Origin of the sequence: Dysgonomonas sp. GY75, assembly GCF_015234155.1 — a bacterium.
Lineage (GTDB): Bacteria > Bacteroidota > Bacteroidia > Bacteroidales > Dysgonomonadaceae > Dysgonomonas > Dysgonomonas gadei.
In genome coordinates this window covers 578,609-599,503 of the sequence record NZ_JADCLQ010000003.1, presented here as the reverse complement: position 1 = coordinate 599,503, position 20,895 = coordinate 578,609, and the positions used below count along the sequence as shown (strand labels likewise).

Below are 20,895 nucleotides of genomic sequence, written 5' to 3'. Positions count from 1 at the left end.
CTTTTAGAACTTTTGAAAGTGGAAAAGCAAATGAACGAAATTCAAACATCGTGTGCACCTGCTGATAATCAGCAAGTATCTTGGGACAGTATCAACTGGCTCAAGTGTGAACTGGCTATCAAAAAGCTACAAGCACGAATTGTAAAGGCTCAAAAAGAGGGCAGACATGGTAAAGTGAAAACTTTGCAATGGACGCTTACTCACTCGTTCTATGCCAAAGCGTTGGCAGTAAGAAGAGTAACTTCTAATAGCGGCAGTAAAACCGCAGGAGTCGACCATGTAACATGGGAAGACTCCGAAACAAAGTTTCAAGCAATAGGAATGCTCAAAAGACGTGGCTACCAACCACAACCTCTAAGACGGATTCATATTAAGAAAAGTAATGGTAAACTTCGGCCGTTGGGAATACCAACTATAAAAGACAGAGCCATGCAAGCCCTTTACCTAATGGCGTTGGAGCCTGTGGCAGAGACAACAGCAGATACCCGTTCGTATGGATTCCGCAAGGAACGCTGTACGATGGATGCTGTCGGGCAATGTCACAATGTTCTACGCAAAGGATATTCTCCCGAATGGATTTTGGAGGGAGATATAAAAGGATGCTTCGACCATATCAGCCATGAATGGTTGATGAACAATATCCCGATGGATAAAGTAATGCTCCACAAATGGTTGAAATGTGGCTTTGTATTTAATAAACAGTTGTTTCCGACAGAAGAAGGAACACCTCAGGGTGGTATTATTTCGCCTACTTTGGCTAATATGACCTTGGATGGTTTGCAGAAGATTCTTGCTGATAAGTATAAAAGAAGAACAATCAAAGGCAAACATTATTCACCGATGGTAAATCTAGTTCGCTATGCTGATGATTTTATTATTACGTCAGAGAACAGAGAGGTATTGGAAACAGAAATAAGACCATTGGTTACTGAATTTTTAGCCGAAAGAGGACTAACTCTCTCGGAAGAGAAAACAGTAATAACCAATATCAACGATGGTTTTGATTTTCTTGGATTCAATATCAGAAAGTACAAGAATCAGATATTGACAAAACCATCCAAGCCTGCACAAAAACGTTTTCTTGCTAAGGTTAGAAAGACCATCAAAAGCAATAAAGCATGCAAGCAAGAGTCATTGATACGGCTACTGAATCCGATGATAACAGGTTGGTGTAACTACTACAGGCATGGGGCTACGAGAGATGCATTCCACTGGGCAGACCATCAAATTTTCAAAGCAGTATGGCAATGGGCTAAACGCAGGCACTCTAAAAAGGGCAAGCGTTGGGTAGCTGATAGATATTGGCATGTGGCTAAAGGAAATGGGTGGCATTTTACATCGTACTTTAAGAAAGTAAATGGAAAACAGGATAGTTTGACTTTAAAACATCCGTCTAGTTTCCGCTATATGGATTATACACAAATTAAAGGAGATGCTAATCCGTTTGATCCAGAGCATGATAAATACTTCGATCAAAGGGAAACCCAGAAAATGCTTGTTACACTGAAGGGGAGAAATTCTTTGCTTTACTTATGGAAAAAGCAAGATAGGAAATGTCCTTTATGCGGTACGCCGATTGACCGTATTTTACCATGGAATGTAACCGAAAAAGTTATAAATGGCAGAATACAAAGGTCTTTGGTGCATGATAAATGTTACAAACAGTTTAGAAAACAACAAAATTAGAAGTTATGAGTCGGTTTCAATATACAAATAGAAACTTAGAATTGCTTGAGCCGTATGAGTGGAAACGCTCACGTACGGTTCTTAGGGGGGAAAGCTCCTGTAAGGGAGCTGACCTACCCGATCGGCCTTCAGACCTGAACCAGCGGGACGGAAGAGCCATTCGCAAAGGGAATGAAATAGCTAAATTATATGCTGATAATAAAGTTGATGTGTTGATTTATGCTGTAGAGAAAAGCCTTGATTCCTATAAATTCAACCTGCTACAAAATAAGCAGTTATTTATTAATCAGTTAAAGACAAACAATATGGCGACACGAACCATTGACGAGGGCAGTATGGACGAAGGTTCAGGGATGAATTTCTCAGAATATGTTGCTATTCTTTCGGGCAACACTGATTTATTGGAAAAAGCCAAGCTGGAAAAGAAGGTTACTGCTCTGGAGAGTGAACGGCAGGCTTTTAACCGTGGTAAGTCATCAGCTATCTATAAATACGAGGATGCTACCCGTACTATTGACAGTAATAACGAGATGATCTCCCGTATGTCGAGAGACCTTACGGCATTTAACGGGAAGGTACAGGTCGATAAAGAAGGTAATAAGTTAAATCCGATCCGTTTGGATAATTTAGATAGTAAAGACCCGAAGGTTATCGGAGAGAAGCTAAACCAACTTTCGGATAATGCACGAACGAACGGTGAGTATTTCAAGATAGGGGAACTATACGGCTTTAGAATCCTTGTTAAGACGGAAGAGAGCCAGAAAGAAGACTCTATGTTCAAAGACAACCGTTTCTTCATTGAAGGGGAGGGTAATATTAAGTACAGCTATAACAATGGGCATATTGCTGTCGATCCGCTTCTGGCATCGAAGAATTTCATCAATGCTTTGGAGAAAATACCGAACCTGATGGAGAAATATCAGGTGGATAATCAAAAACTGGAAAAGGATATACCCGTACTCAAAGAGGTAATCGATTCGACTTTTAAGAAGGAGCCGGAACTAAGGGAACTCAAATCGGAGTTGGATTCTTTAAACAGGCAAATCAACCTCACGCTGGCAAATAAAGATAAGCAGCCGGAGGAAGTTCTAAACAAAGAAATTGATCCTGTCGAAGTAAATCCACCTCAGAATAATACTCTTCCTTTAGAAACAATATCGAATGAACGCTCCGGACGCCCTATGAGTATAAAAGAGATTATAGATGCGAATAAAGACCGTATTATAATCGCTTCGGTGAGTAAACCAAAGGTAAATGAGGATACGGGTGACATTAAAAAGAAAGTATCCAAAGGAATAAAAATGTAGTAAAAACCCCGCCTTGTTATCACAACAAAACGGGGTGCAATGAAAAAATGGAAGACATAAACAGATAACAAATCAACCAAATATCAACTATCAACAGTCTCTTCTTCTAAATCTAAATTATCCGAATCGTTTCCTTTATCCTTACTGAAATTTAAGCGTATAAAATTGCTTACATCCGACTCTTTATAAAATGTTTTCTGATATAGAGTGTGGTATGGCAATTCACCCGAAGATCGGTATCGTTGCAATGTCCGTTTGCTGATATTAAGCAATTTACACAGATCATAATTGTCATAAAGCAATTCACCGTCAAGGTAACAACGCTGCTTTGCCATGCTTACCAGCGTTTTGTCTATTTTATCCAAACGCTTGATGATATACTGCATCTTTTTTTCAAAAAGTTCTCTTTCTATAAACATAATATTAGGCTTTAAAATGCGAAGTAATACCTCTATTCCCGGAATCTCAACGAATAGTTTCTTTTAAAATCGTCTATTGTAACAGGATCAGATTTGATAATCCGTTCATCCAGGCAACGCTCTATTTCTGAGAGCCTGTATAAACATCTGCCACGAAGCATAGAATAGCTTATAATATTCTCTTTTCGTAGACGTTGCAATGTCCGGGTACTGATGCGTAATAATTCAGCTACTTCATTACTATCCATCCAGATATCGTTATCTGAATCTTTGCCTTTGGATTGTTCTGCCTTTACAACAAAACTTGCAATCCTGTCTATTTTTGCTACCAGCTTCTTGAAAGCTTCACTGTCGATTGTTATAACTTCCATATTCTATTAATTTTGTTTCATACTGCAAATATGGAATGATTTGAAAAGCTAATTTTCATACTCGCTAGCGACTCGCCTAATTTTTTTTGAAAATGTTTGTTTAGCTTAACTATATCAAGGAAAAAGAAAGAAAAGTGATTTAAGACTTGTGTAATTAAAAAAAAGAGACTAATTTTGAACCCGAAAAGAAAAACAGGTTGCCAGAGGACGCTTGTATGACAATTTAAGACAGAAATAAGTAACTAAATCGCTACTTAGTCTTTAAGTTAATTTGGAAAAACGTTTATCTTCAACAATATAGCGAATAAGGGTTAAAGTCCCGTCTTTCGCTCATAATCTGAAAGTATCAGATAGAAAATAAGAATACTTTCCAATCTTTTGATCTGGAAGGTATTTTTTTTGATGCCTATTTTAATGTATAGGTTGAAGGCTCCTTTTGATCTATTTTAATTTTTATGAGAATCCTCTGCTTTTCTGTAGTAAGCAGGTGTCCAATGAATACTTAAAGGGGGTAGGAGTATGTATGGATTCAAATGTACCTGAGTTTTTTAGAGAAAACGACCATTTCATAAAACCAAATCCCAATTTAAATAAGCTATAAGTTTGCTATCAAAAAATATAAAATTTATATTTGATTACAAATAGCGTTGACTTATGTGTCTTTATATATACAACATATAATCTAAATATTCAGAAAACACAAAAGTCTGATTCTGATTACTAAAGTAATCATAGTAAGACTATAAATTTGATTGAGGATGTCTCAGGATTCATTTACACAAATAACCTCTGCTGAATTTGGAAAGTTATTTGAACAGTATAAGTCACAATTTGTGATAGTTGCTCGTTCATATGTCCGGGATGCTATGGTTGCAGAAGATTTGGTTATGGATTGCTTCATTTCTTTCTGGGAAAACAGAAACAAAACAGAAATAGTTCACAATATACCTTCATATATATTAATTTCGATAAAACGTCGCTGTCTAAACTGGTTGCGGGATCAGAGTATACATTTAAAAGCGCAAGAAGATATCCATTCAACGGCATTACGCGTAATATCGTCGCGTATAGCGACTATTGAGACAAACGATCCAAATGGCCTTTATGTGGATGAAATAGCTGCTATTATAAAGCAGGAATTGACAAACATGCCTAAACAAACACGTAAGGTATTCCTTGCCAATCGCTTTGATAATATGACTTATAAAGAAATCGGAGAAAAATTTGGCTTGTCTTTTAATCAGGTCAATTTTGAAATCCGGAAAGCAACCCAAATTCTTAGGTTATCATTGAGAGATTATCTACCATTACTTATGGTGCTGGGTATTAGACAGTTCTTTTTATAAAATCTTCGTAAAATAAAAAAATCTCTTTTTAATTGCAAACAACCAACCATTAAGTGTCTTTATTATAGTATGGAAAAAGAATTACTTATAAAGTTTTTAAAATGTGAAACGACACCGGAAGAAGAAAAGCTTTTGGTTGATTGGCTGGAAGCAGATCCTGAACATCGTAAGGAATTAGATTCGATGCAATTGATAATGGAGGGCATGGCCTTGTGTGTTCCAGAATTGCAGAATATGGATTCAGACAAAACTTCACATCGTGTTTCGCTATTTACAAAACTTACAAAAATATCTGTAGCTGCTTCAATAGCAATAATTATTGCAGCAGGTATAGGCTATAGTTACATTTCAGATAAATTGGATAACCTGTCTAACCAAAAGACAATGGTAGAAGTACCCGGAGGACAACGGATATGTATAACATTAGGTGATGGCACTGAAGTTTGGCTTAATTCGAGTGCAAAGCTGGAATACCCATCTGTTTTTTCAGGTAATCAGCGCATTGTAAAATTATCAGGTGAGGCAATGTTCAATGTTAAACACGATGAGAAACATCCTTTTATAGTAGAAACTTACGCTTGTAATATTGAGGTGCTTGGCACAAGATTTAATGTTAATGCCAATGAATCATTAAACAGTTTTTCTACCGCACTAATGGCTGGTTCAATAAAACTAACGAACAAGCTTAATCCTGAGAGTTCTATTATAATGAAGGTTAATGAAGAAGTAACCCTTAAAGACGGATACTTACAACTGGAAAACATTAAAAATCACGATGAATACCTTTGGCCTGAGGGAATTATAAGTATCCATGATACAACATTTGAAGAGCTTATGGCCAAATTTGAACAAATCTTTAATGTCCAGATAGAAATACGAAGTAAAAAAATCCCGAGTATTAATTATAATCGTGGTAAAATTCGAGTTTCTGATGGGATCGATCATGCTTTAAAAATATTACAATTGTCATCAGACTTTACTTATAAAAGAGATACGGAGACAGGGGTAATAACAATTCTATAATGATTTTATCAACAAAACCTTAATATGCCTATGGAATAAAAAAGAGAAACCTAACCAGAATCTGCCATTTACATAATAAAAACCTGCCAATGCTGTAACATCGACAGGTCTCGTGGATCGCAGTTAATTAACTTTAAAGTTCTAACTACTAATGATTCTTATTTCACAAAGTTATGGATAAAAAAAGTATTCAGCAAAAAAAATGGATTTTTACCACAATCTTAGCCATTTGTTTTTTTCTGATCAATCAACAATCTATTCTTGCACAAAATATCCGGGTGACTATAAATATGCAGAATGTCCCGATGGAAAGTGTAATGAATGAAATCGAAAAACAAACCAAATACCTCTTTATATCAGATAAAGAAGTAGATATCAAACAAAATGTAAGCGTTAACACGCAAAATAAGCCACTTAGTGAAGCTCTGTCGCAAATGGTAAAAGGAACAGATATTACTTATAAAATAAGTAGCTCTAACATCCTTTTATCTAAGCAAGTCGTCCCGGTTGATAAAGTTGAAACTCTATCAGGGATTGTATATGATGAGTACGGAGAACCCGTTATCGGAGCCTCTGTTGCAATAGACGGCACTACAAACGGGACTCTGACAGATATAGATGGTGCTTTCTCCTTACGGGCTTCCATTTCCCGAAACACATCCCTGCGAGTTTCTTTTGTAGGTTATGAACCTGTTATAGTATCAGTTGGTAATAAAACTCAGTTCAACGTTACACTTCAGGGAAAGGATAATATTTTAGATGCTGTAGTTGTCACAGCTTTGGGTATCAAGCGTTCGGAAAAAGCGTTGAGTTACAATGTAACGCAGATAGATGCCGAGTCCGCGTTGACTGTGAAAAGTGCCAATTTTATCAACTCTCTGAGTGGTAAAGTTGCCGGTTTGAACATCAATGCGTCCTCTTCCGGTATTGGCGGTGCCAGTAAGGTTGTGATGCGCGGTTCTCGTGGAATCGAGCAGTCTAGCAATGCTCTTTATGTAATAGATGGCATCCCTATGTACAATCTTAGTGCCGCAGGAGGAAGCGAGGAATTCCAATCGCAAGGATCCAGTGAAGCCATCGCCGATATCAATCCCGAAGATATTGAATCCATGTCTGTTTTGTCGGGTGCAGCTGCTGCAGCTCTTTATGGTAGCAATGCTTCGAATGGAGCTATCCTTATTACAACAAAAAAAGGGCATATAGGCCGTACTACAGTTACTGTATCAAGCAATACAGAGATGTTGAATCCTTTTGTCATGCATAAGTTTCAGGATAGGTACGGAACTTCCGGCACTGAAGCCAGTTGGGGCGCACGCCTGAACGCAGGCAACTACTATGGATACAACCCGAAAGATGATTATTTCCAAACAGGCCTTATTGGCACGGAAACAGTTACGCTGTCCACAGGTTCTCAGCAAAATCAGACTTATCTGTCAGTTGCTGCTGTAAATTCACGGGGAATAGTGCCTAATAATAAATACGATCGTTATAATTTCACATTCCGTAATACGACATCTTTCCTGAATGATAAAATGAAACTTGATGTGGGTATGCAGTATATCATACAGAAAGACGATAATATGGTGAACCAGGGAGTATATGCCAATCCGCTGGCATCTGCTTATTTGTTTCCGCGGGGAAACGACTGGGAAGAATATAAAATGTTCGAACGTTTCGACCCTGCCCGTAATTTATATACTCAGTATTGGCCTCAGGGCGGCGGTTCGTTTCGTTTGCAAAACCCATATTGGATAAATTATCGCAACTTGCGTGAGAATGATAAAGACCGTTACATGCTTAGTGCCGCACTGTCTTATGATATTCTAAGTTGGTTAAATGTATCCGGACGGGTTCGCGTGGATAACTCTACAAATACATATAAACAGAAATATTATGCCAGTACCGAACCTGTTATCGCCGAAGGTTCGCAAAACGGTTACTATGGTGTAACCAATACGGGTGACAAACAAACATATGCAGATATCCTAATGAATGTCAACAAGCATTTTGGAGAAGATTGGTCATTAACAGCGAATGTCGGTGCTTCATACTCCGATAATCGCTCAGATGCTCTCTCTGTTTCGGGGCCTATACCTGCAGATGGACTTGCCAATTATTTCACTATTGCCCAGCTAGACAAAGCGACAACTAAACGGTCGGAAAACGGTTACCATGAACAAACTCAATCTGTTTTTGCTTCGGCTGAAGTCGGTTACCAGAGTACATATTATCTGACGCTCACCGGACGTAACGATTGGCCTTCACAGCTTGCCGGTCCCCGTTCTGCGCAAAAATCGTTCTTCTACCCATCTGTAGGAGGCTCGATTATTTTATCTGAACTTTTGACCTTACCTCAAGATATATCCTATCTGAAACTACGCAGTTCATGGGCATCGGTAGGTCTTCCGTTTGCACGTTTTCTGGCTTATCCTACTTTTTCGTGGGATGATTCAAAAGGGGGCTTTACTTCACAATCAGCTTATCCGTTGTATAACCTGAAACCGGAACGGACGAATTCCTGGGAGATAGGTCTTACCACCCATTTCTTTAAGAATTTTAATCTGGATGTGTCATATTATAATACAAAAACCTATAATCAAACAATGAATGCTAATTTATCTCCTACAGGTGGTTATAGTACATTCTATGCGCAAACTGGTGATGTAAGCAATCATGGTATAGAACTTTCTTTGGGTTACAAAAACACATGGAATAAATTTACCTGGAGTTCCAACTATACTTTTAGCGCCAATAAGAACAATATTAATAACCTGATAGATGGATACATACATCCGTTGACCGGAGAAACAATCACTAAAGAAGAAATGAATGTAGGCGGTTTGTCTAAAGCACGCTTCATTTTGAAGAAAGGTGGTTCGTTAGGAGATTTATATTCTATGGCCGATTTGAAACGTGATGCAAACAACAATATTTATGTAGATGCAAACGGTGCTGTAAAGGTGAATGACCTGGCAGAAGGTATCTATCTGGGTTCTGTCTTTCCTAAATCAAATATGGCATGGCGCAATGACTTCTCGTTGGGCAATTTCGGATTAGGATTCCTCGTTTCAGCGCGTTTTGGAGGCGTTGTTTATTCAGCGACACAAGCTGTACTTGACTCTTACGGGGTATCTGAAGCAACAGGAAATGCCCGCGACAACGGGGGGGTAGTTATCAATGGTAATGATGTATTGGATGCACAACAATGGTACTCATTAATTGGTGCCGACAGTGGCATTCCTTTATTCTACACTTATAGCGCTACGAATATACGTTTACAGGAAGCTTCTTTCAGCTATACGATCCCTCGTGCAAAGATTAATAATATTGCAGATGTTACACTTTCATTGGTAGGTCGCAACCTGTTTATGTTCTATTGCAAGGCTCCGTTCGATCCTGAGGCTGTTGCCACCACCGGTAATTACTATCAGGGTATTGACTATTTTATGATGCCAAGTTTGCGCAGCATAGGACTCAATGTAAAACTTAAATTCTAAAACTCAGAAAGTATGGAATTACATAAAACCATAGCAAAGTTTATCATGATCGGCGCAATCCTTTTTGGTATAGCCGCTTGCACATCGAATTTCGAAGATTATAATAAGAATCCTTATGAACCGGATGTTGACGATATGATGGCAGACGGGTACTTAGTCAGAGCACTTGTATTGAATATGCAGGATGTGATGATGCCCGAGAATGAGAATTTCTCTCAATATGTAGACTGTCTGATGCCAGGTGGATTTTCCGGATATATAGCCGATTCTAATCTGGGTACCGGCTGGTCAGGACGTTTTGCGACTTACAACCCATCGGAAAACTGGTCGAGAGTTCCTTTTGGAGATTTCTATGAAAAGTTCTATCCTGATTATTTTCAGTTAGTAAACCAGAGCGAAGATGAACTTTTTCTTTCATTGGCCGAATTGTATCGCATTGCTGTAATGCTTCGCGTAACTGATACTTACGGCCCTATCCCTTACTCAAAAGTGGGTGTCGACAATGCTATTAAGTCTCCTTACGATTCGCAAAAAGACATATATACGAAAATGTTCGAAGACCTGGATAATACCATTACAGTACTCACCAGATTGTCCACCCAACAGTTCAATGCAGGAGCAGACCGCATCTTTGGAGGTAATATCGCTTCCTGGGCAAAGTTTGCGAATTCGCTGAAACTTCGTATGGCTATGCGTATCGTGTACGCTGATGCAGCCTTGGCAAAAACAAAAGCAGAAGAAGCTGTAAATTCTGAATTGGGTGTAATGACAGTATCTACTGATGGTGCTTTCCGCAAAGTAGCCGATCATAATCCGTGGGAACGCTTCATGCCTAACTGGTCTGATGCCCGTATTTCCGCCGATTTGGTTTGCTACATGAATGGATTTAACGATCCTCGTCGTACGGTATATTATAACAAGTCGACCTTTGGTACGACTTCGAATGGAGGTTACACCGATGCGGAAGATTATGTGGGTTTGCGTCGTGGTATCAGGCAGGGAGAATTTAATTCATGGTCTCATGGCTATTCTTGCATGAATGTTACCACCGAAGATGACATCCTTGTTTTTCCGGCATCCGAAGCCACTTTTTTGCGTGCTGAAGGTGCTCTTCGAGGATGGAATATGGGAGGTACTGCACAGGCTCTCTACGAGGAAGGTATCCGTATGTCGTTCGCTGAACGGAATGCTACAGGGGTTGATGCTTATATCGCAAATGCTACGGGAAAAGTAACAGCATACAGAGACCCTCTAGCCAGAAAATCCGGACAAATCTATGATTATTCCGGCTCTATAGTGTCCAATGTGACTGTTGCATGGGATGAGAGCTTTGATTTTGAGACAAAACTGGAGAAAATAATTACCCAAAAATGGATAGCTATATTCCCTAATTGTATGGAAGCCTGGTCGGAATACCGCCGTACAGGATATCCTAAGTTGATGCCGATGGCAGTCAACCTGAGCGGAGGAATCGTCAATGATGCTGAAGGGATAGCCCGTCTGGCTTATCCTACGAATGAGTATCGGGAAAACAGGGAAAATGTAGAAGCTGCGGTTAGCTTGTTGACAAAGGAATCGAACAACAAAAAGGGAGATTCCATGGCTACCCGTGTATGGTGGGATTGCAAACCTGGTAAATAATCCGTTTTAATTAAGAATAATTATGAAAAAATATAAGAAAAGTAATATTTCTCTAATGCTGTTATCCATACTGGCAGCCATACTGATGGTATCCTGCGATGATTGGACAGAGGTAGAAACAATCGATCTCAATAAGGCGGATGTAGCAGAAGAGAACCCGGAGCTTTATGCCCAATACCTGGAAAACCTGAGAGAGTATAAAGAATCAGATCATGTTTTGGTATATGCCTGGGTTGATAACAGTGAAAAGAAACCTTACACCCGGGCACATCACATCATCGACCTTCCCGACAGCGTAGATATAATTGGGCTTATGCATCCCGACAAACTCGCCAGCTGGGAGTTGGAAGATATAAACAAAGTGCGTAGCGAGAAGGGAACAAAGGTTATCTACACGATAGACTTTGAAACAATCAAAGCCGCATATAACGCCAAGCTTGAATTAGCCACCGAAGAAGAACCTGTTGCATTGGAATTTCTTGACTTTCTGACCGATTCTTTGGAATATTCGCTTAGTCTGGTGAATAAATACAACTATGATGGTATTTGTATCGGTTATGCCGGAAAATCACGGATTCATATGCGTCCTGATGAATTGAAACAATATATCGAAAACGAAACCGCTTTCATCAATATTATGAGGGATTGGAAAAGACGTAATCCGGGGAAAATAACAATATACGAAGGAAAGCCTCAAAACCTGATAGATTCTTCATTACTCGATGATTGCCTGTCTATCCTTATTTCAGGAAAAACGGCGACAGCAAAGGATGAATTGACTTATACGTTGCTACTTGCCAACATAGATAATATTGCAAAAGATCGCTTTGGAATGGTAGTAATGGCTATCGACCTGAATGATCCGAACAAAACTATTGGATATTTTGCTGATGGAACAGTGACGATGGAAGGACTCGCCGATTGGGCACCGGTTTCGCACGGAGGAATAAAAGTAAATGCTGTGGGTGTTTACAATGTATCTACCGATTACCATACCACTGTAAAGGATTATTACTACCTGAGAAAAATTATTTCGAGCGTTAATCCATCCGTAAAATAAAAGAAGAAATGATTATGAAAAACAGAATCAATAATTTAGTACTTTCATTTTTTGTAGCGTTCTTGGCTTGCGGTGCATTGACATCCTGCGGAGACGATGCGGAAAATTATGATAATAAAGCTTTTACCACTTCGGAGAAAGTTGGTTCTATACTGCAGATGGGAACTAATGAAACAGAGAGCAGAACCATTCAGACTTCTATTGCCAAGCCTGAAGGATCTGATATTGTGGTGACCTATAAAGTGGATGAGTCTTTGGTGAGCCAATATAATATGACATATGTAGATAATGCCATTATCCTTCCCGGTGAATATTATGAACTTACAGAGGCAGTATCCACCATCGCAGCTGGTACGGTGAAAGGTAATGATGTGGAAATAAGTTTCAAAAATCTTTCCGGCTTAGATCGTGATTTAGTTTATGTATTACCAATAACCGTAGCTAACTCAAATATTGAATTCCTGAAAAGCGCCCGTAATACTTACTTTGTAATTAGAGGTGCTGCCCTGATTAATACTGTAGCCGATATTACAGAAAATTACCTTTCGTTACAGAATCCGGGAACTTCTTCCCTGAAAGGTATGAATGAAGTATCCATAGAAGCATTGTTATATATAAATAAGTTTGGTAAACTAATTAGTACAGTGATGGGTATAGAAGGAAGTTTCCTCTTCCGTGTTGGTGATGCGGGGCTTCCTGACAATCAGCTCCAGTTAGCTACTTCCAGTGGAAATATTACAGATGCAGCCTGGCAGTTGCCGACCAATGTATGGGTACATCTCGCCGCTACTTACAACTCGGCCGATGGTGCAGTGAATGTTTATATCAATGGCGTCAAAAAAGGGGATACTAAAACAACAAATTATCGGAACAGCGTGAACTGGGCTACATCAAGTTTCTTTGTCGGAAAATCGTATGACGACAATCGTTACATGGAAGGAACTATATCTGAGTGCCGGGTGTGGAGCCGTGTGCTTACTGCAGATGAAATTCAAGGGAAAGATCATTTCTATGTGGTAGCGACTGACAGTCCGGGTTTAGCAGCATACTGGAAGTTCAACGAAGGGAGCGGACAGATAATAGCCGATCATACGGGTAATGAGAATACCATAGTTGCAAATAAGACAATTACATGGATGCCGGTTTCGTTGCCTAAATAACAGTTTTATAACTTTTAAGGAAAAAAATATGAAATATTTAAAATCTAAATATTGGATTGCAGCCTTTATACTGGCAGGCGGTCTGCTCACAGCCTGCTCCGAAGATATTACTGTAGGAACTCTCGATGAAAACAGATATTCTACAGGGGACGGTTCTGTAATGGGCTACATTAATGACAACAACGGGAAGCGGATGTTCTCCAATGTAGAGTTCCGCGATGCAGGCGATATGTACCTGCAACTGAAGACGACAGCGAAACTTGTCTCGGAAGCTACAGTAACCGTAAGCTATGACGAAACTGTACTTACCGCATATAATAATACCTACGGTACTACATACGAGGCTTTTCCTCAGGCAAAAGTGACATTGGCTGATGGTGGAACCATTAATCTGAATAAAGGTTCGGAGCAATCAGCCGCCATGAAGGTATCATATACTTCTGATGGTAGCCTTTCTACAGACAAAAGCTATGTTATTCCTTTGCGTATGAAGGTTACTTCGGGAGATTTTAAATTGGCGGAAGCCGATCAAACCCGAATGATATTCGTAAAAGACCTGACCGGAATTCCTGACTGTACCAAATACATAGATGGCGCCCCGGGTGTTAAGGTATTCAGCTGTATGGAGGTTAATGATACCAATCCGCTAAATAATCTTAGCTTTACGTTGGCCAGTAACGGTAAACCATTAGTAGATGCTTTGATTATTTTCTCCGCGAATATCAACTATAACGAAGAAACCGGACGGGTATATATCTTCAACAATGAAAATGTAAAAGCCATTCTGGATAACCGTGAGAAATACCTGAAGCCATTACAGGAAAGAGGTATAAAGATTATATTAGGGCTTTTAGGAAACCATGACCGGTCAGGTATTGCAAATATGAGTAAAGAAACAGCTCAGGAGTTTGCCAGGGAAGTAAAAGCAATGTGTGATGCTTACCAGCTGGATGGAATTTTTGTAGATGATGAATATTCAAAATATGAGACTAGTAATATAACTCCCGGATTTGTATATCCAGGCAAGGAGCCGGCAGCACGCCTCTGCTATGAGGTAAAGAAAATACAACCCGAGCGATGGGTGGTTGCCTATGCTTATAGCACAACATACGGCCTGCCCGCTATTGATGGTATGAATTCCGGCGAATTTGTTGATTATGCATTACATGATTATGGTGGTTCTTCGGATTTAACCTCTTATTTCCCAGGAATGCCTAAAGCTAATATGGGCCTGTATTCACAAGAGTTTTCGCAAGGACGTACAGCAAGCGAAACCAACCTGAAAAGAATGCGCGACAATGGGTATTTGTCACATATGATCTTTGCTATGGATCCTAACCGTTCCAACTTTAACTCATCACAGCTACCCGCAATGCAAAGAATGGCAAGAGCATTCTATGACGATGAACTGGTATTCGATGGTATTAAATATCCGAAAGACTGGAGATAGGAAACCGTACTAATCATTTAAATGTAAAATGAATTATGAAAACCATAAATAAAATAATACAGATGTTGCTCGTAGTCGTGTTGTTACCCATTGGGTTTGCAGGATGCAGCGACGACGATGAAACGATAAATCCCGGAGGTGAAACCGAAGTTCCCACATTTACACTTGGACAGGAATCCATCCGGGTAAAAGTAGGCGCTGAAAATAAAATAACTGTGGATGTAAAAGAAGGAGGAGGAGAATACGATGCATTTATATTGAATGCAGATATAGCCAAGGCTGAGACTGTAGACGGAGTAGTGAAAGTAGAAGGAGTTGCTAATGGGCAGACCTCATTGATCGTTTCTGATAAGTATAACCGCTATCGTAAAGTACCGGTTAGTGTGTACACCACCGATAAGCTCCAGCTAAGCCATGAAACTTTTGACTTGACAACTGTATTGGGTAATTCGAAAACTCTGACAGCTAATGTAGTGTTAGGCAACGGCGGATACGAAGTGGCATCAGACAATCCAGCCGTAACAGTCAGTGTGAATGAAGAAGGGGTTATCAGTATGACTGCCGTTTCCAAGAAAATAGAATTTACAGCTATAGTTACAGTAACGGACTGTACCGGGTTGTCGGAGGATATCGCGGTTACAGTAACGGCATCTATGAATCCTTTTACGGATGCAGAGTTGGAAACTATCATGCTTGACAATACCCGACGTTATTTTTATAACGGTTCTAGAACGGATTCCTCATATTATACATATCTGAATGAAGTAACCAGCCAAGGTAAGCAAAGATATGGCTGGGATTACTATTCATATTATTGGTATAAACTGGAATTTAAGGGCGGTAAGGATGTAGGAACCAAAGAAGACGCTGTGTTTGATTATTACTATTATAGTACCGGCTCTGTCAGTGCTCCTGTCGCAATGAAAATCATCAAAAACGATGGAGTCAATATTTGGGGAGTATTCTCATACGTAAATGACGAGCAGGAGAAATTATATACAGGATACTTCTGTTCACCTATATAAAAAGGGTAATCTAAAGTATTATAAACAATAAAGAGCCGCACAGGCGAAGGAGGATAACCTTTGTCCGTGCGGCTTCCTTTAGATAATAAAACTATCGAATCCATGAAATGTTTTTTGTGGCCTGTAGGTCTTATACCTTAACCAATCTGAAAAGGAAACATAATAAATTGCTATAAACGCTATTTTGTATTGTACATCAGGAGTTCGATAGCTTTATTTTAAAACTCATTTGAATGACATGAAATATTCTATATCTAAGGCTGGATCTCCTCTGTTTTGGGTTCCTACGGTTTATTTTGGAATGGGCTTACCGTTCGTTATGGTACAGCTTGTGTCGGTAATCATGTTTTCCGAAATGGGGATATCTGACGCCACAGTTGCTTTCTGGACATCGCTCGTTATACTTCCGTGGAGTTTGAAACCTTTATGGAGTCCTTTTCTGGAAATGTTTAAAACAAAGAAATACTTTGTGGTCGGCACCCAACTGATCACCGGGCTTTGTTTTGCCTTGGTAGCTCTGAGTCTTCCTCTGCCCGATTTCTTTACCTATACCATTGCTCTGATGGGAATGATCGCATTTAGCGGGGCTACACACGATATAGCTACCGATGGGGTATATATGACAGAGTTGGATACAAAGACTCAGGCTAAATATATCGGATGGCAGGGTGCTTTCTTCAATATAGCAAAGGTTGTAGCTAACGGAGGATTGGTATTCCTTGCCGGAACACTGAAAAATACAATGGGGGTTGTCAATGCGTGGATGCTTATAATGGGAGTAGTTGCTGCCATAATGATTCTTTTGAGCTTGTGGCATAGTCGTATGCTTCCGTCCGGAGGAGTTTCTGCAACTAAAATTAATTCAGTCAGAGAGGGATGGAATTCTTTTAAGAATGTATTTGTAACATTCTTCCAGAAGAAGAACATTGTTTATTATATCATATTTATCATATTATACAGGCTGGGCGAAGGTCTGGCTATTAAGATATTACCACTCTTTCTGAAAGCTCCTGTAGAAAATGGAGGTCTGGGCCTTGAAGTAAGCCGGATAGGGCTTATAAACGGTACATTCGGAACGGTGGCATTTATTCTGGGTTCGATACTTGCAGGGTATTACATCTCCCGTAAAGGATTACAAAAAACATTATTCATACTTTGTTGTGCTATTAATTTGCCATTCCTTATTTATTTGCTGTTGGCCATATTCCAACCTTCAAATATATTCCTCATAGGCTCGGCCGTTATATGTGAATACTTTGGCTATGGTTTTGGTTTTGTTGGCCTCACTCTGTTTATGATGCAACAGGTAGCACCGGGAGCGCACAAAATGGCGCATTATGCTTTTGCATCGGGAGTAATGAACCTTGGGTACATGTGTGCCGGGATGGTCAGCGGTATATTAAGCGACTGGTTGGGATACAAGCAATTCTTTGTGATTGTAGCCGTTGCAATGGTACCGGCTTTGGTTATTTCCCGCATAATTCCGTTTAAATACCCGGATAGAAAGGAAAGTGAGGGCGAAATATTAACAGAAGAATAAATCTACGATAAAATAATAATACAATTATGTCAAGTGAATTAAAAATAGAAGGTCAATCTTTACCCGGTATGCCTTGGGAAGAACGTCCGGCAGGATGTAAAGATGTGATGTGGCGTTATTCTGCCAACCCGATTATTGGCCGTGATGCCCTTAGTACGTCGAACAGTATTTTCAATAGCGCCGTTGTGCCTTTCGGCGATGGTTATGCCGGAGTATTCCGTTGCGATGATACTAATCGCCGGATGAGGCTTCATGCCGGGTTCAGTAAAGACGGGATCAATTGGGACATTAAAGAAGAAGATATCGCATTTACCGGAGCCGATGTCGAGATTGGTGAATGGGTTTATGGCTACGATCCTCGCGTGGTCTGGATCGAAGACCGTTATTATGTGACATGGTGTAACGGCTATCACGGGCCTACTATTGGTTGTGCATGGACGAAAGATTTCAAAACATTTCACCAACTGGAGAATGCTTTTATACCATTCAACCGCAATGGGGTAATGTTTCCGCGTAAGATAAACGGACGTTTTGCCATGCTTAGCCGTCCGAGCGATAACGGGCACACAGCTTTCGGCGATATATTCTACAGCGAATCTCCCGACATGGAGTTCTGGGGACGTCACAGGCATGTTATGTCACCCGCCGCATTCGAACACAGTGCCTGGCAGTGTATGAAAATAGGAGCCGGTCCTATTCCTATCGAAACATCAGAGGGCTGGCTGATGATATATCATGGTGTGTTGCGTTCGTGTAACGGCTATGTTTACAGCTTTGGGTCAGCATTATTGGATAAGGATGAGCCGTGGAAAGTAATCGCCCGTAGCGGCGCATACCTTATTGCTCCACGGGAATTGTACGAATTGACAGGCGATGTGCCTAATGTTACATTCCCTTGTGCAGCATTGCACGACTCCGAGACCAGGCGCATTGCTGTATATTACGGATGTGCTGATACCGTTACCGGGCTGGCATTTGGCTATATAGACGGAATAATAGAATTTACGAAACAAACAAATATTCTATAATATTGTAATGAAAAGACGTGTCACTCTAATAATAATATTCACCATTGTCGCAGCTTCCTTATATCCACAGGAAAAACAGCCTGTCGATTGGGTCGATCCCTTCATTGGAACAACAAATTTCGGCGCTACCAATCCCGGGGCTGTTGTTCCCAATGGAATGATGTCAGTTGTACCTTTCAATGTAATGGGTAGTAAAGACAATGCATTCGATAAAGATACACGCTGGTGGTCGACTCCGTATGAATATAACAATGTTTTTTTTACAGGCTACTCACATGTAAACCTGAGTGGGGTAGGTTGTCCCGATTTAGGATCATTATTGATAATGCCAACAATGGGGGAGTTGGATGTGGATTATCATCATTATGGTAGTCGCTACATCAGGGAGGAAGCTACACCGGGATATTATTCCAATCGGTTGACAAAATATGATATTCTAACAGAAGTTACATCTACAACCCGTGTGGGCGTACACCGTTATACATTTCCAAAAGGGCAAGCGAATATATTACTCAATCTGGGGCAGGGACTAACCAATGAATCAGGAGCTTTTGTCCGTTTCAATGGGAGTGACGAAGTAGAAGGAATGAAAATGTTGGGTACATTCTGCTATAATTCGCAAGCTGTTTTTCCTGTCTATTTTGTGATGCGTATTGCAAAAACTCCTTCTCAAAGCGGATTATGGAAAAAACAACGTCTGATGGACGGAGTTAAAGCCCAATGGGACCCTGATCATGGGAGGTACAAAATATATGATGGATACCAAAAGGATATTGCAGGAGATGATGTCGGTGCATGGTTTAGTTTCGATTTACCGGAAGAAGAACAAATAGAAGTACAAATAGGTGTTTCATTTGTCAGTATAGAAAATGCCCGGCTTAATCTTGATAAGGAGACTAAAGATAAAAATTTTGATACCATATATGCCGGAGCCAGAGAGAAATGGAATAATGATTTGTCTCGCATTCTGGTTGAAGGCGGGACAGATGAACAAAAGACAGTTTTTTACACAGCCCTTTATCATACGTTGATACATCCGAATGTGCTGAACGATGTGAATGGAGAATATCCCGCTATGGAGGGTAATAAGATACTGAAGACTGATAATACCCGTTATACGGTTTTTTCTCTTTGGGATACCTACCGCAACCTGCACCAACTGATGACTCTTGTCTGGCCTGACCGCCAGATGGATATGGTACGGTCTATGATAGATATGTACAAAGAATGGGGGTGGATGCCAAAATGGGAACTATACGGGCGTGAGACCTGGACGATGGAAGGAGACCCTTCAATTCCTGTTATCACAGACACATGGCTGAAAGGGTTACGTGATTTTGAGATTGAAACAGCATACAAAGCATTTTATAAATCGGCAACTATGGAGGGTATATCTTATTCTACCGATACAATACGGAAAGGAGGGGCACTACCTGATTCTTACTATGCATCATTAAAAGGAGATTTTAATCGTATGCGCCCCGATAATAGTGATTATATGCGGTTAGGGTATGTTCCTCTACGAAGTGAGTTTGACAATTCGGTATCCCATGCCTTGGAATATTATGTAGCCGATCATTCGCTGTCCCGTTTGGCTGAAGCCCTTGACAAAAAGGAAGATGCTGACCTCTTCAGACAACGTTCTTTAGGCTACAAGAACTATTACTCATCCGAATATGGAACTTTCCGTCCTAAGCTTGTGAATGAGACTTTCTTATATCCTTTCAATCCTGATCAGGGTATGAATTTTGAGGAAAATCCGGGCTTCCATGAAGGAAGCGCATGGAATTATACTTTTTATGTACCGTATGATGTAGAAGGGCTTGCAAAACTTATGGGCGGAAAAAGAAAGTTTATAGATAAACTTGAAATGGTCTTTGATAAAGGTTATTACGATCCTGCTAATGAGCCGGACATTGCATACCCTTATCTTTTCAGTTATTTTAAAGGAGAGGAGTGGCGCACACAACGTCATGTGCATCGCCTGTTAGATAAACACTATACCACTAAGCCCGACGGGATTCCGGGAAATGACGATGCCGGCACCATGTCTGCGTGGGCGGTGTTTAGTATGATGGGTTTTTATCCGGACTGTCCAGGCGAGCCTTCTTATACACTGACAAGTCCTGTGTTTGACAGGATAACAATAAAGCTTGACGAACGCTACTGGAAGCAGGGAGAGCTGGTTATAGAATCGAATCGCAATAATGAGTCAGCTATATATATAAAGAATATAGCTGTAGGAGGAAAACCATTTGGAAATTACCGTATATCTCATCAGGAACTCATAAATGCGGGGAAAATTACTCTTAACCTGAAGCAAGAAAAATAAATAAAAAAAA

The 20,895-nt window shown here is 40.1% G+C and carries 14 protein-coding genes and 1 pseudogene; 13 read left to right on the top strand and 2 right to left on the bottom strand.

Going from position 1 to position 20,895, the window contains the following annotated elements; genetic code table 11:
* Positions 1-30 precede the first annotated feature (30 nt).
* Together ltrA and IR083_RS03395 are read left to right on the top strand one after the other, a co-directional pair.
* Positions 31-1,686: a group II intron reverse transcriptase/maturase gene (gene ltrA / locus IR083_RS03400; RefSeq protein WP_194223225.1), complete on the top strand. Its 1,656-nt coding sequence runs from the start codon at positions 31-33 to the stop codon at positions 1,684-1,686.
* 110 nt (positions 1,687-1,796) lie between these two features.
* Positions 1,797-2,993, top strand: a pseudogene (locus tag IR083_RS03395) (DNA methylase); the annotation flags it as partial.
* Between the two features lie 83 nt (positions 2,994-3,076).
* Here IR083_RS03395 and IR083_RS03390 read toward each other — a convergent pair.
* Positions 3,077-3,412, bottom strand: a complete 336-nt coding sequence (locus IR083_RS03390) for a helix-turn-helix domain-containing protein (RefSeq protein WP_194223224.1) — start codon at positions 3,410-3,412, stop codon at positions 3,077-3,079.
* A gap of 32 nt (positions 3,413-3,444) precedes the next feature.
* Positions 3,445-3,783 carry a helix-turn-helix domain-containing protein gene (locus IR083_RS03385; RefSeq protein WP_194223223.1) on the bottom strand — a complete coding sequence of 113 codons (339 nt, stop codon included), beginning with the start codon at positions 3,781-3,783 and terminating at the stop codon, positions 3,445-3,447.
* A gap of 758 nt (positions 3,784-4,541) precedes the next feature.
* Between IR083_RS03385 and IR083_RS03380 the strand changes: the two genes are divergently transcribed.
* The 11 genes from IR083_RS03380 to IR083_RS03330 all read left to right on the top strand — a co-directional run bounded on the left by IR083_RS03380 (position 4,542) and on the right by IR083_RS03330 (position 20,885).
* A complete protein-coding gene (locus IR083_RS03380; protein WP_194223222.1) occupies positions 4,542-5,129 on the top strand; it encodes an RNA polymerase sigma-70 factor in 588 nt (195 codons plus the stop codon).
* A 69-nt stretch (positions 5,130-5,198) separates the two neighbouring features.
* Positions 5,199-6,152 carry a FecR family protein gene (locus tag IR083_RS03375; protein WP_006797608.1) on the top strand — a complete coding sequence of 318 codons (954 nt, stop codon included), beginning with the start codon at positions 5,199-5,201 and terminating at the stop codon, positions 6,150-6,152.
* 173 nt (positions 6,153-6,325) lie between these two features.
* Positions 6,326-9,649, top strand: a complete 3,324-nt coding sequence (locus IR083_RS03370; RefSeq protein ID WP_194223221.1) for a SusC/RagA family TonB-linked outer membrane protein — start codon at positions 6,326-6,328, stop codon at positions 9,647-9,649.
* A 12-nt stretch (positions 9,650-9,661) separates the two neighbouring features.
* Positions 9,662-11,290 carry a SusD/RagB family nutrient-binding outer membrane lipoprotein gene (locus tag IR083_RS03365; RefSeq protein WP_006797610.1) on the top strand — a complete coding sequence of 543 codons (1,629 nt, stop codon included), beginning with the start codon at positions 9,662-9,664 and terminating at the stop codon, positions 11,288-11,290.
* 22 nt (positions 11,291-11,312) lie between these two features.
* Positions 11,313-12,350, top strand: coding sequence for a glycoside hydrolase family 18 (locus IR083_RS03360; RefSeq protein ID WP_194223220.1), 1,038 nt, complete (start codon positions 11,313-11,315; stop codon positions 12,348-12,350).
* Between the two features lie 14 nt (positions 12,351-12,364).
* The gene (locus IR083_RS03355) at positions 12,365-13,510 is read left to right on the top strand and encodes a DUF1735 and LamG domain-containing protein (protein ID WP_242052341.1); all 1,146 of its coding nucleotides are present in this window, start codon (positions 12,365-12,367) and stop codon (positions 13,508-13,510) included.
* A 28-nt stretch (positions 13,511-13,538) separates the two neighbouring features.
* A complete protein-coding gene (locus IR083_RS03350) occupies positions 13,539-14,960 on the top strand; it encodes a BT_3987 domain-containing protein (RefSeq protein ID WP_194223218.1) in 1,422 nt (473 codons plus the stop codon).
* Positions 14,961-14,995: 35 nt separating this feature from the next.
* Positions 14,996-15,985, top strand: coding sequence for a hypothetical protein (locus IR083_RS03345; RefSeq protein ID WP_194223217.1), 990 nt, complete (start codon positions 14,996-14,998; stop codon positions 15,983-15,985).
* Positions 15,986-16,223: 238 nt separating this feature from the next.
* Entirely contained in the window at positions 16,224-17,525 is a 1,302-nt protein-coding gene (locus tag IR083_RS03340) for an MFS transporter (protein WP_194223216.1), read from the top strand.
* A gap of 26 nt (positions 17,526-17,551) precedes the next feature.
* The gene (locus IR083_RS03335; RefSeq protein WP_006797616.1) at positions 17,552-18,553 is read left to right on the top strand and encodes a glycoside hydrolase family 130 protein; all 1,002 of its coding nucleotides are present in this window, start codon (positions 17,552-17,554) and stop codon (positions 18,551-18,553) included.
* A 7-nt stretch (positions 18,554-18,560) separates the two neighbouring features.
* Positions 18,561-20,885, top strand: a complete 2,325-nt coding sequence (locus IR083_RS03330; RefSeq protein ID WP_194223215.1) for a GH92 family glycosyl hydrolase — start codon at positions 18,561-18,563, stop codon at positions 20,883-20,885.
* Positions 20,886-20,895 lie beyond the last annotated feature (10 nt).

Coding starts and splice junctions, on each gene's coding strand:
- IR083_RS03340 (WP_194223216.1), top strand. CDS start 16,224: ATGAAATATTCTATATCTAAGGCTGGATCTCCTCTGTTTTGGGTTCCT.
- IR083_RS03350 (WP_194223218.1), top strand. CDS start 13,539: ATGAAATATTTAAAATCTAAATATTGGATTGCAGCCTTTATACTGGCA.
- IR083_RS03370 (WP_194223221.1), top strand. CDS start 6,326: ATGGATAAAAAAAGTATTCAGCAAAAAAAATGGATTTTTACCACAATC.
- IR083_RS03390 (WP_194223224.1), bottom strand. CDS start 3,412: ATGTTTATAGAAAGAGAACTTTTTGAAAAAAAGATGCAGTATATCATC.
- IR083_RS03385 (WP_194223223.1), bottom strand. CDS start 3,783: ATGGAAGTTATAACAATCGACAGTGAAGCTTTCAAGAAGCTGGTAGCA.
- IR083_RS03345 (WP_194223217.1), top strand. CDS start 14,996: ATGAAAACCATAAATAAAATAATACAGATGTTGCTCGTAGTCGTGTTG.
- IR083_RS03360 (WP_194223220.1), top strand. CDS start 11,313: ATGAAAAAATATAAGAAAAGTAATATTTCTCTAATGCTGTTATCCATA.
- IR083_RS03335 (WP_006797616.1), top strand. CDS start 17,552: ATGTCAAGTGAATTAAAAATAGAAGGTCAATCTTTACCCGGTATGCCT.
- IR083_RS03330 (WP_194223215.1), top strand. CDS start 18,561: ATGAAAAGACGTGTCACTCTAATAATAATATTCACCATTGTCGCAGCT.
- IR083_RS03365 (WP_006797610.1), top strand. CDS start 9,662: ATGGAATTACATAAAACCATAGCAAAGTTTATCATGATCGGCGCAATC.
- IR083_RS03375 (WP_006797608.1), top strand. CDS start 5,199: ATGGAAAAAGAATTACTTATAAAGTTTTTAAAATGTGAAACGACACCG.
- IR083_RS03380 (WP_194223222.1), top strand. CDS start 4,542: ATGTCTCAGGATTCATTTACACAAATAACCTCTGCTGAATTTGGAAAG.
- IR083_RS03355 (WP_242052341.1), top strand. CDS start 12,365: ATGAAAAACAGAATCAATAATTTAGTACTTTCATTTTTTGTAGCGTTC.
- ltrA (WP_194223225.1), top strand. CDS start 31: ATGAACGAAATTCAAACATCGTGTGCACCTGCTGATAATCAGCAAGTA.